We start from the raw sequence: 13,938 nt of genomic DNA, 5'->3' as shown, positions 1-13,938 counted from the left end.
CCACATCGGCGATGTTGAGCTGATCACGCAAGAGCGTGGCGGTCAGGCGTGGGCGTCGGGTAGCTCCTCGGGCTCGGCGACCCACGCGGAGAAGACAGGCACGCCGTGCCACGGGCCGGTGGTCCCGTCGGAGCGCCTGTCGGTGGCGGCTGCCACCACCGCGTAGGGGTGGCCGAAGCGCAGTTCGGCGGTGCGGCGGACGCCCTCCGGTGGCAGGCTCGTCAGCCCGAACATGCCTGTGACGGCCGCCGCCTCGAAGCCGTACCGCCCGAATGTCGCCATCGCCACCTGGCGCGCCTCGAAGGTCCGCACCGGCAGGGCCAGCGCCTCTGCCAGGGTCGCCGACGCGGCGGCGAAGCCGAGCGACGACCCGGTCAGGTCGTGCTCGCTGCGCGCCGACCAGCAGGGCAGCACGGCGGTGTGCCGTTCCTCGCGTCCGTCGCGGGCGCTGGTTCGTACCCTCTCCTCGCGGATCGTCCAGAGGGGAGCGTCGCCGAGCGGCAGGTCGAACAGCGCGCGGTGACCGGCCGGTGGCGCGCCGTCGGCGGCGCGGGCGCTGATCCGGTACGCGGCGGCCAGCACATCGGCCGGCGGCACCCCCGGCGCGGCGGCCACCGAGAGGACGACCAGGCCGGCGCCGTCGTCCGCCTGGGCCGACGCGGCGTGCGTGATCACGTCACCGGCCTCCGGTGTCGTGGCGATGGCGCACCGGTGACCGTGCTCCGGGGTGCGCAGCACCCGGCGCAGCCGGCCCGCCCAGAGGCTGTCCGGGCCGAGCGCCCGGGCGTCGGCGACGTCGAACGGCTCGGCCCAGGAGATGCGGGTGGCCAGTGCGCTGGCGAGGGCGAGCACCACCTCCGGCGTGACTTTCAGCGGGAAGTGTTCGATCAGGCCGAGTGTGTGCTCGCGCGCCCAGGCGTCCAACCCGGCCTGGTCGGGCAGCACGCCCACCTCGGTCGTCGCGGGCAGGGCGGCCCGCCAGTCGGCCGGCCCGCCGTCGCCCTCGCCGGGCCGGTGCCAGAGCGCGGTGGCGGACGCGACAAGCGGGTGCGGCGCGTCCAGCAGCGCGCGGGCGATCGTGGCGGCGGTGTCCGGGTCGGTGCCCAGGGCCTCGGTCAGCGGCCCCTCGGCGCGGTCGGGTGCGGTCGCGGCGGCCAGCGCGAGCAGCAGCCAGGCTCCGAGCGGCGAGGCGACGTGGTGCCGGTCGCCGATCGTGGTGTGCAGCCGCGCGGCGTACGCGGCGAGCGGCCCGTGCAGGTCGGTCGTCATGCCCCCACTCTGCCTGCCGGGCCGCCTCACGACCACAGCTCGAAGGGCTCGTCGATCTCCTCTCCGGCCAGGAAGCCGGTGATCAGCCGGGGGAGTTGACCCGGGTAGAAGCGGTCCGGGCTGGCCACCACCTCCGGCAGCGGCCACCAGCGGAAGCCGAAGTAGTCCTCCAACTCGTAGTCGAGCCGGTGCGCCTCGTCCACGTCCGGGCCGGGGCCGGTCAGCCGTACCGGAACGACGACCTCGTCCTGGACGTGCCGCACCTGCCGGTGCAGGAAGCTGGCCCGCCGCCGCCAGGTCGGCTCGCCGATCTGGTCGGCGGCAACGACGAGGCCGGTCTCTTCGCGCAGCTCCCGCACCGCCGTGTCCCGGTACGTCTCCCCGGCGTCCATGCCGCCGCCGGGTAGCTCCCACCAGGTGCCCAGCCGGGGATGGTCCGGGTCCCGGGTGTGGAACAGCAGTACCCGTTCGGCGTCGTCGAGGACCACCACCCGCACGGCACGCCGTTCGAGGATCGGCAGGTCGTCGGGCACCTCGTTCATCGGGCCAGTCTGCCGCAGCACCGCCCGCGCCGGTGGCCCGCCCGGGGCCGGTAGGCTGCCCGCCGTGGCTGGACTGTTGAGGAACGTGGCGGCGCGCATCTCCCGGGTCGGCGCGGCGATCCCGTCGCCCCGCCGTACCGGGCCGGGTCCGGCGCAGGTGGCCCGCCGTCGCCAGGTGAGCGCCCTGCAGCGCCGGGAGCTGACCTACGCCCCGGAGAAGGACGGCCAGGCCGACCCCGGCGAGATCGTCTGGACCTGGGTGCCGTACGAGGACGACCCCCGGCAGGGCAAGGACCGGCCGGTGCTTGTGGTCGGGCGGCACAGCCGGACGCTGTTCGGGTTGATGCTGTCCAGCCAGAGCGAACGGGACGGGCAGCGGCACTGGTTGGCGCTCGGCCCGGGCGAGTGGGACCGGGACAACAGGCCGAGCTGGGTACGGCTCGACCGGGTGCTCACCATGCGTGAGGACAGCATCCGCCGCGAGGGCGCGATCCTGGACCGGCCCCGGTTCGAGCGGGTCGGGCAGGCACTGCGCGCCGGCTACGGCTGGCGCTGACCTCCGTCAGGCCGGTTCGCGGCTCGGGCCGACCGCGGCGCCGCGCGCGTCCGGCGGCGGGTACGGCTGGTCGGCGAGCAGCCGTGCGAGGTGAGCGCTGTTCAGCGCGAGAGCCTTCGTCGTACGGCCTGTGGTGTCGTCCTTCGGCCCGGCGTCACGGTAGTCCACCTTGTGCAGTGCCTCGCCGACCCAGTACGTCGCGCCGGCGGCGGGGCAGGTGAAGCCCACCTCGTTGAGCGCCTGCTGCACCTGGCCGATGGTGTGGTGTGCGCCGTCCTCGTTGCCCACGACGGCGACGCCTCCCACCTTGCCGTAGGTCAGGAGCCGGCCCTCGGCGTCGGTCTCGGAGAGTTCGGCGTCGAGGCGTTCGAGGACCATCTTGCAGACGCTCGACGGCTGACCGAGCCAGATCGGCGTGGCGATGACGAGGATCTGCGCGGCCAGCAGTTTGGCGCGGATCGCGGGCCAGCCGTCGCCGTGCCCCTCGTCGGTGGACACCCCGAAACGCACATCGTGGTCGACGACCCGGACCAGGTCGCCGTCCACACCCTGCGTGGCCAGCTCGGTCAGGACCTCCCGGCCGAGCTGCTCGGCGCTCGACGGGGCCGGCGACGGCTTGAGGGTGCAGTTGAGTACGAGGGCGCGGATGCTCGCCACGTCTGTTCCTCTCGGCCGTCGGGCACTCTCACCGTCACCCCATACCCGGGCGCCGGCCCGAATCACGCGGACCGAATCACCCGGGCCGAATCACCCGGACAGGTGAAAGCGGCACAACGCGAGCCGATCCGGTAAGCGTCGTCGTCCGCCCGCTGCCCGAGCGGTAATTCGGTGGGGCCGGCCGTCCACCCGGTGGCAGGGTGTCGGCATGCCCTCCGAGGTGGCCGACTGGGTCCGTACCGACTTCGGCCTCGACATGACCACGATGGACGCGGTCACCCACGGCGCCGACCGGTACGCCCAGATGTGGCGGGCGCGGGCCGTCGACGGAACCCGGTACGCCGTGAAACTCAGCGGGGGCGGCACCTCGGCGGGGCTGGCGGTGTCCGCGTACCTCGCCGGGCAGGGCGTGCCGGGCGTAGCCGCGCCGCTGCGTACCCGGGACGGGCGGCTGTGGGCCGACCGCGACGGCCGCCGCCTCACCGTGGTGCCGTGGGTCTCCGACACCCGGGCGCTCGACGGTCCGGTGACCGTGGCGCACTGGCGCTCGTACGGCGAGGTGCTGGCGGCGGTGCACGCCGTGCCGGTCACCGACGAGCTGGCGCGGCTGCTGCCGCGCGGCGGGTCCGCGTACCCCCGGATCGTGGCCGCGACCCGGACGGTGGCCCGACGGCTGCGCGACCCGGCACCGGATCCGGTGGCCGCCGACCTGGCGGCGGTCTGGTCGGCGGCGGCCGACCGGGTGTCCCTGCTGATCCGCGCCGTCGAACGCCTCGCCGTCGACCAGCCCGCGGGGACGCCTGTGGTCTGCCACGGCGATCCGCACCTGGGCAACCTGCTGCTCGCCCCGGACGGTCAGGTCTGGCTGATCGACTGGGACGACGCGGTGCTCGCGCCACCCGAGTGCGACCTGATGTTCGTCACCGGTGGGGTGCTCGCCTTCGCGCCGGTCACCGCCGAGCAGCGGGAGGTGGTGCTCGGCGGCTACGGCGGGACCGAACCGGACCCGACGCGGCTTGCCTGGTTCCTCGCGGTCCGCGCGCTCGACGACCTCAGCGACTGGACCCGCCAGGCTCTGGATCCGGGCGCCGACGAGGCCGAGCGGGCCTTCGCCCGCCGGATCGTACGGGGACTGGTGTCGGCGGACGGCCTGGTCACCCTCGCCGAGGTGGCGCTGCGTGACCTCGCCCGGCGGTGACCGCGCCGGTGTGGCAGCTCAGAGCTCGGCCAGCGGGACGCTGTCGACGAGCTGCCGGGGTGAACGGGCGCCGCCGAGGCTCTTCGCCTGGTACATGGCCGCGTCGGCGCGACTGAGGGCGTCGGTGAGCTGAGCCGGGCCGGTCACCGGCGCGAGCCCCACCGAGGCGGTCACCCGTACGCTGCACCCGGCCAGCCGGATCGGCGCGGCGACTGTCTCGCTGAGCCGTCGCGTGGCGTGGTCGATCCACCGCCTGTCGATGGTGGGGCTGGCGAGCAGCCCGGCGAACTCGTCCCCGCCCAGCCGGGCGACCAGGTTGTCGCCGGCGAACCCGGCCAACCGCTCAGCCACGCTGATCAACACCTGGTCGCCGGCCGCGTGGCCGTACCTGTCGTTGATCTGCTTGAAGTCGTCCAGGTCGAGCACGACGGCGATCAGCGGTTCCCCGGCCGCGTCGGTGAGCAGGGCGGCCGCGAGCCGGTAGAAGGCGCGGCGGTTGGGCAGGCCGGTGAGCGGGTCGTGGCTGGCCGCGTGCCGCTCGGCGGCCAACTCGGCCTGGAGGTGGCCGATCTCGGCCTCGGCGCGCACCGCTCTGCGGCGCAACTGCCAGGAGGAGAGCAGCGCACCCGCCGCGCAGATGCCGGAGGCGACACTCATCGGATCCGGCAGGAGCCCTCCCATCAGCGCGACCGCCTCCAGTCTCCGGCCGACGCGGCGCACACCGTGCCGGGCCCGTTTCCCCCGGGTGGTTGCCCAGCCCAGAGTTACTCAACGTGAACGGATGCGCACCATTCACGTGCGTTATCATGCTCGCCGTCCGGTGCAGATGCAATAGCAGATGCACGTGCAGAATTGTCCGACGTCGTTACCGCACCCCTCGCCGTCACCGCTCCTCCCACGGGCACCGGCGGGCTCGTGAGCAGAAAGACTCCCTCATGCAGCAGCCACCCAATGGTGTGCCGATCCATCAGTTGCCCCCGTTGACCTGGCAGAAAAGCCGCCGCAGCAACCCCAGCGGCAACTGTGTCGAACTCGCCGAACTGCCCGGGGGAGCCGGCATCGCGGTCCGCAACTCCCGACATCCGGACGGGCCGGCGTTGATCTACACAGTGGACGAGATCGCGGCGTTCGTGCTCGGCGCGCGGGACGGCGACTTCGACCATCTGATCAACTGACCCGCCCCCTGCCGGGCCGACCCGAATCACCGGTCCGGAGGAGTTCACCTCACTGTCGGTCCATGGCATGCTTACACGTCGGTCGGGCCGGGTTCCCGTCCGCGAGGTCGGTATGCGGAGGTCCGCACGTGACGATGGTTCCCGCCGAGGGAGGCCCGACAACCGGGCCCACCGTGCTGCGCATGCTGCTCGGCGCCCAACTGCGTCGTCTGCGGGAGTCCAGCGGGGTGACCCGGGAAGGCGCCGGCTGGGAGATCAGGTCCTCCGAATCCAAGATCAGTCGGATGGAGCTGGGCCGCGTCGGCTTCAAGGAACGCGACGTGGCCGACCTGCTCACCCTCTACGGCGTCACCGACGAGGGTGAGCGCGAGGCGCTGCTCAAGCTCGCGCGGGACGCCAACAGCCCCGGCTGGTGGCACCGCTACGGCGACGTGCTGCCCAGCTGGTTCCAGTCGTATCTGGGCCTGGAGGCGGCGGCCGCGCTGATCCGCAGCTACGAGGTGCAGTTCGTCCCCGGGCTGTTGCAGACCCGGGAGTACGCTCGCGCGGTCGTCCTGCTCGGGCACGGCTCCGCCGGCTCCGCCGAGATCGACAGGCGGGTCTCGCTGCGGATGCAGCGCCAGCAGTTGCTGCAGCGGGACAAGCCACCGCAGCTCTGGGCTGTGGTGGACGAGGCGGCACTGCGGCGGCCGATCGGCGGCGCCGAGGTGATGCGCGGCCAGCTCACCGCACTCATCGAGGCGACCAAGTCACCGCACATCCGCCTCCAGGTCATCCCGTTCGCCGCCGGGGGGCACGCCGCGGCCGGCGGCGCCTTCACGATCCTGCGCTTCGGTGACCAGGAGCTGCCCGACATCGTCTACATCGAGCAGTTGACGAGCGCGATCTACCTCGACAAGCGCGACGACCTGGAGTATTACGCCGTCGCCATGGAGCGGCTCTGCGTCGAGGCCGAGCCGCCGGAGCGTACGCCGGAGATCCTCGGGCGGCTGCTGGAGGAGCACTACCAGGCGTGATGCCCGCCCGCGACAACCGAGCGTTCGCGGGCCTTCCGTATTGACCGTCGCCGACTCGTCGGGCTAGTCTCTGTATCGATACAGTCTGGATCGATACAGAGGGGTGCCGGTGAAGCCAACACTGCAAGCCGTGGCGGACGCCGTCGGCGTCTCCCGCAGCACCGTGTCCAACGCGTACAGCCGCCCCGACCAGCTCTCCGCCGCCCTGCGCGAGCGCATCCTGGACGCCGCCCGCCAGCTCGGCTACCCCGGCCCCAACCCCACCGCGCGATCCCTGCGGCGTGGCTTCGTCGGCTCCATCGGGGTGCTGTTCACCTCCCAACTCTCGTACGCCTTCACCGACCCGTTCGCGGTCCGCTTTCTCGCCGGCGTGGGGGAGGCCGCCGAAAGGCACGGCACCAGCATGCTGCTCGTGCCGCTGCCCGAGGCGCAGACCGACGCTCGACGAGCGGTGGAGAACGCCGCGGTCGACGGCTTCTGCGTCTACTGCGTGGCCGACGAGGAATGGGCCCTGGACGTCATCCGGGCGCGCGGGCTGCCGTACGTCAGCACCGCCCCCCGCGACGACGCCGGCGCGGACGAGCGGTACGTCGGCATCGACGAACGGGCCGCGGCGTACAGCGCCGCCGCGCACGTGGCAGGTCTCGGCCACCGCCGGGTGGCCCTGCTCGCCGACGCGGTGCTGCCCGACGCGCCGGCCGGGCCGCTCACCCTGTCCGGGGCGCACGAGGTGTGGCACCCGACGACCCGGGGCCGGCTCACCGGCTTCGCCGACGCGTTCGCCGAGGTCGGCGTCGACTGGGCCGACCTGACCCTGCTCAACGCCCGGGGCAACAGCCGCCAGGCAGCGACCGCCGCCGTCGCCGGACTGTTCGACGGGCCGGCGCCGCCGACCGCCGTGCTGGCCGGCTCGGACGTGCTCGCCCTGGGCGTGCTGGACGTCCTGGCCCAGCGGCCCGGCGGCGCCAACCCGTCGGTGTCGGTGACCGGCTTCGACGACGTCCCCGAGGCCGCGGCGGCCGGCCTCACCACCGTCCGGCAACCGGCGAAGGAGAAGGGCCGCATCGCCGCCGAACTGCTGCTCGACCCACCCGCTGATGCCACTGCCGGCCACGTCCTGCTACCCACCGCACTCGTCGTCCGGACCTCCACCGGACCTGTCCCGAGGAGTTGATCATGGAATACCCGACCGGATACGTCACCGCTCTCGACGCCATGAGCCGCCACGTCAACTCGGCCCGCCCGGACGCGCCCGTCCAGGTCGAGCGCGTCCGCCGGCCGCTGCTCGCCCCGAGCCGGCAGGCGACAGCCGTCGCCCTGCGCCGGCTCGCCGACCGGATCCAGCCCCGACCGGTGCCCCGCTGCTCCTGACCACCGCCCATTTGGGCATGAACGGGACGAAGGGTGCCGGCCCGGGCACGCAGGGTGGTCGAGTGGGAACTCGCCAGGCAGACTGGTGAAGCCATGTCGCCCTTCACGCCCACCCTCCGTCTCCACGACCGCTACGTACTGCACGAGCGGATCGGTCTCGGTGGCATGTCCGAGGTGTGGCGGGCCGACGACGAGGTGCTCGGCCGGCCGGTCGCCATCAAGGTGCTCGCCGGGCAACTCGCCGCCGACCCGCAACTGCGGGCCACCATCCAACGCGAGGCCCGCGCCGCGGCCCGGCTGACCCACCCGCACGTCACCCAGGTGTACGACTACGCCGAAGCGACACTCGCCGGCGGCGTCGTCGTCCCGTACCTGGTCATGGAATTGGTCGAGGGGCACAACCTGGCCGACCGGCTGCGTACCGGCCCGCTGCCCTGGCCCGAGGCGGTCCGGGTGGCCGGGCAGATCGCCGCCGCGCTGGCCGCCGCACACCGCATCGGGGTGGTGCACCGGGACGTCAAGCCGGGCAACGTCATGCTCACCGACACCGGCGCCAAGGTGCTCGACTTCGGCATCGCCGCGCTCGGCGGGCTCGACAGCCAGTCCGGCGAGCCGCTGATGGGCACACCCGCGTACTTCGCACCGGAACGCCTCACCGCCGGCCCACCCGACCCGGCAAGCGACGTGTACGCCCTCGGCGCGCTGCTCTACCGCACCCTCACCGGGCAGGCGCCGCTGCCCGTGCAGAGCTGGGAGGACGCCCTCGACGTGCACCGGCGGGGCACGCCGGTGCCGCCGCTGCGGGTGGCCGGTCTGCCCTCCGACATCGCCGAGCTGACAGTCGCCTGCCTCGCCGCCGACCCGGCCCGCCGCCCGTCCGCTGCGCACCTGGCCCGCCGGTTCGGGGCCGGCCAGCCGGTCGAGCCTCCTACCGAGCTGCTGCGCATCCTGCCCAGCGCCCACCCGCCCACGCTGATCGACCGCTCGGCGGCCCGCCCCCACCCCGCACCGGTAGAGGCCCCACCGCGCCGGCGTTCTCGGCGGCGCGCCGCCGTGCTGGTCGCGGCCGGCCTCGCGGCGCTGGTCGGCGGGGGCGCTCTGCTCGCCCAGAACCTGGACACTCCCGAGCGTCCCGCCCAGGTCGCCGGCCCGCCGCCGAGCAACACCCCGTCGCCCCGACCCAGCACCCAGTCGCCGACGTCGGCGCCGTCCGCGTCCCCCGCCCCCAGCAGCGCCGCGCCCTCGACCGTCGGTCAGCAGGTACCGGTCAGCCTGCGCCAGGTCACCAACGAGTTCACCGCGACGCTCGCCGAGGCGCAGGCGCGCGGTGAGATCGACCGCAGGACGGCCGAGGACCTGCGCGACGATCTCGCCGACGCCAACCGGCGGTCCCGGGACCGCGCCAAGCGCGTCGCGGACCTGCGCGAACGCATCGCCGAGCTGGTCGACAGGGACAGGCTCTCCCCGCGCACGGCCGCCCACCTCGACGAACTGCTCAGCAAGGCGAGCACCTTCTCCACCGACCGTACGGACGACTGATCCATCTGCCTGTCTCACTGGCATGATGGGCCGATGCGGACACGCTTGATCTTCGTGCGTCACGGTGAGTCGGTCCACCAGGTCGACGGGACCGTGGGCGGACCGCACGGATGTCGCGGGCTGACCGCGCTCGGCCACGACCAGGCACACCGGCTCGCCCGACGACTCGCCGAGGACCACGCCGTCGACCGGCCGGTCGCGGTCTACTCGTCGGTGCTGCGCCGGACCGTCGAGACCGCGCAACCGATCGCCGCGGCGTTCGGCCTGCGCGCCGTGGCCGACTGCGGTCTGTGCACCTGGCACACGCCCCCGTACGCCGACGGCCTGCCGCTCACCCGATTCCGGAGCGAGCACGCCGCGGTGGGCGGAGGGCTGTTCCGGCCGTTCGAGACAGGCAACGAGAGCTGGGCCGAACTGGTCGTCCGGATCAGCCGGGCGATCATGGAGATCGCCCAGCGGCACCGGGGCTCCACAGTGGTCCTCGTCGGCCACACCGCGACCGTTGAGGTCGCCTTCCACGCGCTCGCCGCCCAGCCGCTGCACCGGGGGTTCGACCTGGTCATCGCGCCGGCCTCGATCACCGAGTGGACCACCGACCACGACACCGGCGCCTGGCCACCGGCCCGCTGGGCCCTGCACCGCTTCGGCGACACCGCCGGGTGGGCTAGAGGGTGATCCAGTAACTGCGCGCCGGGCCTAGCTCGGTGTCCCCGATGCCCTCCAGGACGCCGCCGCAGCGTTCTATCGTCCGCGCCGACGCGGCGTTGTCCTCCGCGCAGACGATCAGGCGTCGTGCAGACGGACGGTGGGCACGGTCAGCTCGGTCATGGCGACGGCCCGGTCAGTCGTTCAGGATCTGCTCGCGCAGGATCTCCGCGTGCCCACAGTGCTGCGCCAGCTCGCGCAGCACGTGCAGATAGACCCAGCGCAGCGGCAACGGGCCACGGCGGTTGCCCCGGAGCAGGTCGTCCAGCCCGAGCGACGCCGTGGCGCGGCGGGACGCCTCGCACGCCTCACGATGCGCCCGCTGGATCGTGGCGATCGTGTCGGCGTCGTCCAGGACGAACGACTCGTCGGGCGTCGCCGGGATGCCGATCTCGGCCCGCGAGCGGCAGGTGACAGCCTCGTCGAACCAGACCTTCTCGACGAACGTCGTGTGCTTCACCAGACCCAGCAGCGTGGTCCGCGACGGCACCAACGACCGGCGCGCCTGCTCCTCGGTCAACCCATCCAGGTAACCGTCGAGCGCCAGGCGGTGCTCGTCGATGAACGCCTCGAACTGCGCCTGCGCCGGCTGGCCGACGACATCCTCGGCGAACGTGGGCGGGAAAACGGTCATGACGGAAGCATTCCAAGCCGGCCGGTCGAGAGCAACCACGGCACGCTCAACCGACTGTGACACGGTCGCCGTCGGCCACGCGGCCGGCGCGGACCACCCTGGCGTACGCGCCGACGCACGGCTGCGGGCCCATCCCGGGCAGCGGCTCGACCCGGTTGAGTCGGGCGGGCACCCGCAGCGCCTCGGCCTCGCGGGGCAGTGGCCCGTGCGCGAGCGTCGGCACCGCGCAGCGCGGCGTCGGAGCGAGCACGGCGAGCACCAGGTCGGGGCCGACCCGCAGCTCCCGACCCACCCATTCGTTCTCGGCGAAGGCCCCCGCGTCCGTGTCGAGCACCAGGTTGGGTCGGTAACGGTCGACAGTGCCGGCCCCGGGCGGCAGGCTCCCGGCGATCCGGTCCAGGGTCGCTGTGGTGACCAGGTGGATGGGGGCGAAGTCGAAGAAGGTCCCGGGCGCCACCGCCCCGAGTCGGCTCTCGTCGGCCGGGAGCTCGTCGGTCAGGCCGGCGGCGAGCACCGCGTCCGGGTGGGACCGCAGCAGGGTGGCACCGTCCGGCAGGGTGTCGACAAGGATCACCTCGTGGCCCACCGCCGCGCTGAGCGCGACGTCGATGGTGGGGTCCACGGCCGACAGGTGCCGCCCGTCGGGCAGGGTGATCCGGACCGGGTCGGGTGCCCCGCCGGTGGCCCGCAGGGTGAGCAGGTCGCGCCATCGGTGCGGTTGCTTGGCGCTGGCGACCCGTCCGCTGGCCCGGTCCACGAGGGCCAGCGCACGATCACCCACGACGCCGGCCACACCGACCTCGGCGGCCGGGATCCGCTCGCCGAGCAACGACTTCACCGGGTATCGCCGCAGCTGCACCAGCCGTCCTGGGATCATCCCGTCACCCTAACCGGGCTCAGTCGATGCTCACTCGAACCAGCTCTCCCGGTGCCGTACCTGCCCGTGCGCACACCTCGCCCTGTGGCGTCCAGACGCCGGAACGCCCCGCCGCCTCCGTGTAGCCGCCACCTGTCGACCCGGCGAAGCTCGCCACCACCACCCACACCCGGTGCGTGACGGCGATCCGGTGCGCCCGCTGGTCCACCACGGCGGCGTCGCGCGCCGACTCCAGCACCCCCGCCGCGTACACGTCGACGCCGAGCGCGGCCGTGCGCTCCGCGTGCGCGGCGACGCCTGTGTCCTTGCAGACGGCAAGCCCCAGCCGCCATCCGTCCACAGTGACCACACCCGGCACGTCACCCGGCCGGAACCGGCGGGCCTCCGCGTCACCCAGGCACATCTTGCGGTACGCCACACTCACACCGTCACCGGTCACGGCCAGCACCCCGATGTGGTCACCGGCGACCGGCGCGCCGGCCAGCGCCAGCGCCCCCGTGTCGGCGCACGCCCGCACCAGCGGCGCCAACCGCGGGTCGTCGGTGGGCACGACAGGGCCGTCCAACTCGTACCCGGTCAGCGACAGCTCCGGAAAGACCACCACCCGGGCACGCGCCGCGCGGACCGCGTCGGCGTGCGCCCGCGCGTTGGCCGCGACATCAAGGGGTACGCACAGTGGCTGCGCTGCCGCGAGCCGCAGCGGGGTACGGTCGGCCGCGCGTACGGCGGTCTCTCGGTTGGCTCTCAGGATCGGTTCGTAGCGTGTGGGCATGATTCGAACGTCGCACGCCGTGCTCGCCACCGGAACCCCTGCCGCCGCCGCGGAACCGCCGCAGGGCGGCATCGTCGGCTACGTCAGCGACCTGGTGGAACGGCTCGGCGGCCCGGGCGCGGGCCTGGCGGTGGCGTTGGAGAACCTGTTCCCCCCGATCCCGAGCGAGGTGATCCTGCCGCTGGCCGGGTTCGTCGCCGCGCAGGGCCGGATCAGCCTGTTCGGTGCGATCTTCTGGACCACGCTCGGCTCGGTGGTGGGCGCGCTGGCCCTCTATCTGATCGGCGCGTCACTGGGCCGCGACCGGATGCGCGCCATCGCGGCCCGGCTGCCGCTGATCAAGCTCAGCGACGTGGACCGGACCGAGGCGTGGTTCCTGCGGCACGGCGTGAAGGCTGTCTTCTTCGGCAGGATGATCCCGATCTTCCGGAGCCTGATCTCCATCCCGGCCGGGGTGGAGCGGATGCCCGTACCTGTCTTCCTGCTCTACACGACGCTGGGCAGCCTGATCTGGAACACCACCTTCGTGCTCGCCGGCTACCTGCTCGGCGACAACTGGCACCTCGTCGAGGGGTACGTCGGCACGCTCCAGAAGGTGGTCATCGTGGTCTGTGTGGCGGGCGTCGCGTGGTTCGTCGGATCCCGGGTGCTTCGCGCCCGCCGCGCCGCACGGAACCCCGAACCCACCGCCCCCGAACAGCGCTCGCCGAACGGGGTGCCCGACCCGGGCGGTCGCGGCACTCTCTACCGCAGCGGCTCGTGGCCCGCCAACGACCGCTAGACGGGCGATCCGTGACGGTCGGCCGAGATGCGCGCGTTGCGCCGCGCCGGTCCGGTCGGCTTCAGGCCTCCGGAGTCCGGACAATTGGCCCCCGAAGGGCGCGTTGTCCCTTGGATCCCTTTCGTCATGATCGACCGGCCTTGATCGAAACAACATCCCCGATATGGCGGTGTCCCGGCGTCCCGATGCCGCCGTATCGGCGATATGGAGTGGATCAGCGCCCTGAGCGCCCTGGGTGCCCGCCCGGCGTGTCCGGCTGGGGTGTTTGTCCGGTCTGGGTTCGTGTGGGTTGTGACCGGTCGCACCGGTGCGGCGGAATCATGGCCGGCCGGGGGTCGTTACATACCCTGACGATCGCAGGACCACGGCTCATCGCCCGGCCCCACTGCCCGGCCTGCCCGCTCGTTGCAGACCCCCCAGGCACCGCAATGTGGGTGCCACCGGATGGGCCGCCGCCAGGAATGACCCCGGTCGGCCGGTCGTTGCAGACCCCCGGGCGCCGCCTCGATGTGGGTGCCGCCGGCCCCGGAATGACCCCGGTCCGCCGGTCGTTACACAGACCCCCAGGCACCGCCGAAATGTGGGTGCCGCCGGATGGGCCACCCCCGGAATGACCCCGGCCCCCGGTTGGTTACACCCAGATCTCGGCGCCGCGAGCCCCGCTCGCAGGCCGCCGACCTTCCTCAAAGTCTTTGTGCAGCGCCGGACGAGGTGCTCACACCCGGCTTGTCACGCGGGTGTTTCCTACCCTCGAAGGAGCTACCCCCATGAACACGATCATGCGTAAGAGTGTGCTGTCCGTTGCTGGTCTGGCCTTCGCCGGTGGCGTCTTCGCCGGCCCGGTTG

Annotated in this window: 16 protein-coding genes; 9 read left to right on the top strand and 7 right to left on the bottom strand. The window is 73.1% G+C overall.

Annotated features, from left to right (window positions below; translation table 11 throughout):
• Positions 1–42 precede the first annotated feature (42 nt).
• Together AB0N27_RS28750 and AB0N27_RS28745 are read right to left on the bottom strand one after the other, a co-directional pair.
• On the bottom strand, positions 43–1,269 hold the full coding sequence (locus AB0N27_RS28750) for a hypothetical protein (RefSeq protein WP_364376485.1): 1,227 nt from the start codon (positions 1,267–1,269) through the stop codon (positions 43–45).
• Positions 1,270–1,295: 26 nt separating this feature from the next.
• Positions 1,296–1,811 (bottom strand): NUDIX domain-containing protein, encoded by a 516-nt coding sequence (locus tag AB0N27_RS28745; RefSeq protein WP_364376482.1) that lies wholly within the window; start codon positions 1,809–1,811, stop codon positions 1,296–1,298.
• Between the two features lie 64 nt (positions 1,812–1,875).
• Here AB0N27_RS28745 and AB0N27_RS28740 point away from each other — a divergent pair, with 64 nt between their 5' ends.
• A complete protein-coding gene (locus AB0N27_RS28740) occupies positions 1,876–2,367 on the top strand; it encodes a type II toxin-antitoxin system PemK/MazF family toxin (RefSeq protein ID WP_364376479.1) in 492 nt (163 codons plus the stop codon).
• A gap of 6 nt (positions 2,368–2,373) precedes the next feature.
• Here AB0N27_RS28740 and AB0N27_RS28735 read toward each other — a convergent pair whose 3' ends face one another.
• Positions 2,374–3,024 (bottom strand): NAD(P)H-dependent oxidoreductase, encoded by a 651-nt coding sequence (locus AB0N27_RS28735; RefSeq protein ID WP_364376476.1) that lies wholly within the window; start codon positions 3,022–3,024, stop codon positions 2,374–2,376.
• Positions 3,025–3,232: 208 nt separating this feature from the next.
• Between AB0N27_RS28735 and AB0N27_RS28730 the strand changes: the two genes are divergently transcribed.
• A complete protein-coding gene (locus AB0N27_RS28730; RefSeq protein WP_364376473.1) occupies positions 3,233–4,222 on the top strand; it encodes a phosphotransferase in 990 nt (329 codons plus the stop codon).
• A gap of 18 nt (positions 4,223–4,240) precedes the next feature.
• Here AB0N27_RS28730 and AB0N27_RS28725 read toward each other — a convergent pair whose 3' ends face one another.
• The gene (locus AB0N27_RS28725) at positions 4,241–4,891 is read right to left on the bottom strand and encodes a GGDEF domain-containing protein (protein WP_364376710.1); all 651 of its coding nucleotides are present in this window, start codon (positions 4,889–4,891) and stop codon (positions 4,241–4,243) included.
• Between the two features lie 266 nt (positions 4,892–5,157).
• Here AB0N27_RS28725 and AB0N27_RS28720 point away from each other — a divergent pair, with 266 nt between their 5' ends.
• From AB0N27_RS28720 to AB0N27_RS28695, 6 genes are all read left to right on the top strand, one after another.
• On the top strand, positions 5,158–5,397 hold the full coding sequence (locus tag AB0N27_RS28720) for a DUF397 domain-containing protein (protein WP_151488475.1): 240 nt from the start codon (positions 5,158–5,160) through the stop codon (positions 5,395–5,397).
• Positions 5,398–5,525: 128 nt separating this feature from the next.
• On the top strand, positions 5,526–6,413 hold the full coding sequence (locus tag AB0N27_RS28715; RefSeq protein WP_364376469.1) for a helix-turn-helix transcriptional regulator: 888 nt from the start codon (positions 5,526–5,528) through the stop codon (positions 6,411–6,413).
• Between the two features lie 130 nt (positions 6,414–6,543).
• Positions 6,544–7,587: a substrate-binding domain-containing protein gene (locus AB0N27_RS28710; protein ID WP_364376466.1), complete on the top strand. Its 1,044-nt coding sequence runs from the start codon at positions 6,544–6,546 to the stop codon at positions 7,585–7,587.
• Between the two features lie 2 nt (positions 7,588–7,589).
• Positions 7,590–7,784: a hypothetical protein gene (locus AB0N27_RS28705; protein WP_364376463.1), complete on the top strand. Its 195-nt coding sequence runs from the start codon at positions 7,590–7,592 to the stop codon at positions 7,782–7,784.
• A 93-nt stretch (positions 7,785–7,877) separates the two neighbouring features.
• Positions 7,878–9,323 (top strand): serine/threonine-protein kinase, encoded by a 1,446-nt coding sequence (locus tag AB0N27_RS28700; RefSeq protein WP_364376460.1) that lies wholly within the window; start codon positions 7,878–7,880, stop codon positions 9,321–9,323.
• Positions 9,324–9,356: 33 nt separating this feature from the next.
• Positions 9,357–9,998, top strand: coding sequence for a histidine phosphatase family protein (locus tag AB0N27_RS28695; RefSeq protein WP_364376457.1), 642 nt, complete (start codon positions 9,357–9,359; stop codon positions 9,996–9,998).
• A 166-nt stretch (positions 9,999–10,164) separates the two neighbouring features.
• Here the strand turns inward: AB0N27_RS28695 and AB0N27_RS28690 are convergent, their stop codons facing one another.
• Genes AB0N27_RS28690 through AB0N27_RS28680 form a run of 3 tightly spaced genes read right to left on the bottom strand, consistent with a single transcriptional unit; the run spans position 10,165 to position 12,311 of the window.
• Positions 10,165–10,662 carry a DinB family protein gene (locus tag AB0N27_RS28690; RefSeq protein WP_364376454.1) on the bottom strand — a complete coding sequence of 166 codons (498 nt, stop codon included), beginning with the start codon at positions 10,660–10,662 and terminating at the stop codon, positions 10,165–10,167.
• 46 nt (positions 10,663–10,708) lie between these two features.
• Positions 10,709–11,539: an MOSC domain-containing protein gene (locus AB0N27_RS28685; protein WP_364376451.1), complete on the bottom strand. Its 831-nt coding sequence runs from the start codon at positions 11,537–11,539 to the stop codon at positions 10,709–10,711.
• Positions 11,540–11,558: 19 nt separating this feature from the next.
• Positions 11,559–12,311, bottom strand: coding sequence for a carbon-nitrogen hydrolase family protein (locus tag AB0N27_RS28680; protein WP_364376448.1), 753 nt, complete (start codon positions 12,309–12,311; stop codon positions 11,559–11,561).
• Between AB0N27_RS28680 and AB0N27_RS28675 the strand changes: the two genes are divergently transcribed.
• Positions 12,310–13,092, top strand: a complete 783-nt coding sequence (locus tag AB0N27_RS28675; RefSeq protein ID WP_364376445.1) for a DedA family protein — start codon at positions 12,310–12,312, stop codon at positions 13,090–13,092. The two genes, AB0N27_RS28680 and AB0N27_RS28675, sit on opposite strands and share 2 nt — an antisense overlap.
• Positions 13,093–13,938: the final 846 nt, after the last annotated feature.

The organism is Micromonospora sp. NPDC093244 (assembly GCF_040683695.1).
GTDB lineage: Bacteria > Actinomycetota > Actinomycetes > Mycobacteriales > Micromonosporaceae > Micromonospora.
The sequence above is the reverse complement of the archived record's forward strand: the minus strand, read 5'-3'. Positions and strand labels throughout refer to the sequence as shown.

Coding starts and splice junctions, on each gene's coding strand:
- AB0N27_RS28695 (WP_364376457.1), top strand. CDS start 9,357: ATGCGGACACGCTTGATCTTCGTGCGTCACGGTGAGTCGGTCCACCAG.
- AB0N27_RS28745 (WP_364376482.1), bottom strand. CDS start 1,811: ATGAACGAGGTGCCCGACGACCTGCCGATCCTCGAACGGCGTGCCGTG.
- AB0N27_RS28700 (WP_364376460.1), top strand. CDS start 7,878: ATGTCGCCCTTCACGCCCACCCTCCGTCTCCACGACCGCTACGTACTG.
- AB0N27_RS28675 (WP_364376445.1), top strand. CDS start 12,310: ATGATTCGAACGTCGCACGCCGTGCTCGCCACCGGAACCCCTGCCGCC.
- AB0N27_RS28705 (WP_364376463.1), top strand. CDS start 7,590: ATGGAATACCCGACCGGATACGTCACCGCTCTCGACGCCATGAGCCGC.
- AB0N27_RS28680 (WP_364376448.1), bottom strand. CDS start 12,311: ATGCCCACACGCTACGAACCGATCCTGAGAGCCAACCGAGAGACCGCC.
- AB0N27_RS28720 (WP_151488475.1), top strand. CDS start 5,158: ATGCAGCAGCCACCCAATGGTGTGCCGATCCATCAGTTGCCCCCGTTG.
- AB0N27_RS28685 (WP_364376451.1), bottom strand. CDS start 11,539: ATGATCCCAGGACGGCTGGTGCAGCTGCGGCGATACCCGGTGAAGTCG.
- AB0N27_RS28750 (WP_364376485.1), bottom strand. CDS start 1,269: ATGACGACCGACCTGCACGGGCCGCTCGCCGCGTACGCCGCGCGGCTG.
- AB0N27_RS28730 (WP_364376473.1), top strand. CDS start 3,233: ATGCCCTCCGAGGTGGCCGACTGGGTCCGTACCGACTTCGGCCTCGAC.
- AB0N27_RS28690 (WP_364376454.1), bottom strand. CDS start 10,662: ATGACCGTTTTCCCGCCCACGTTCGCCGAGGATGTCGTCGGCCAGCCG.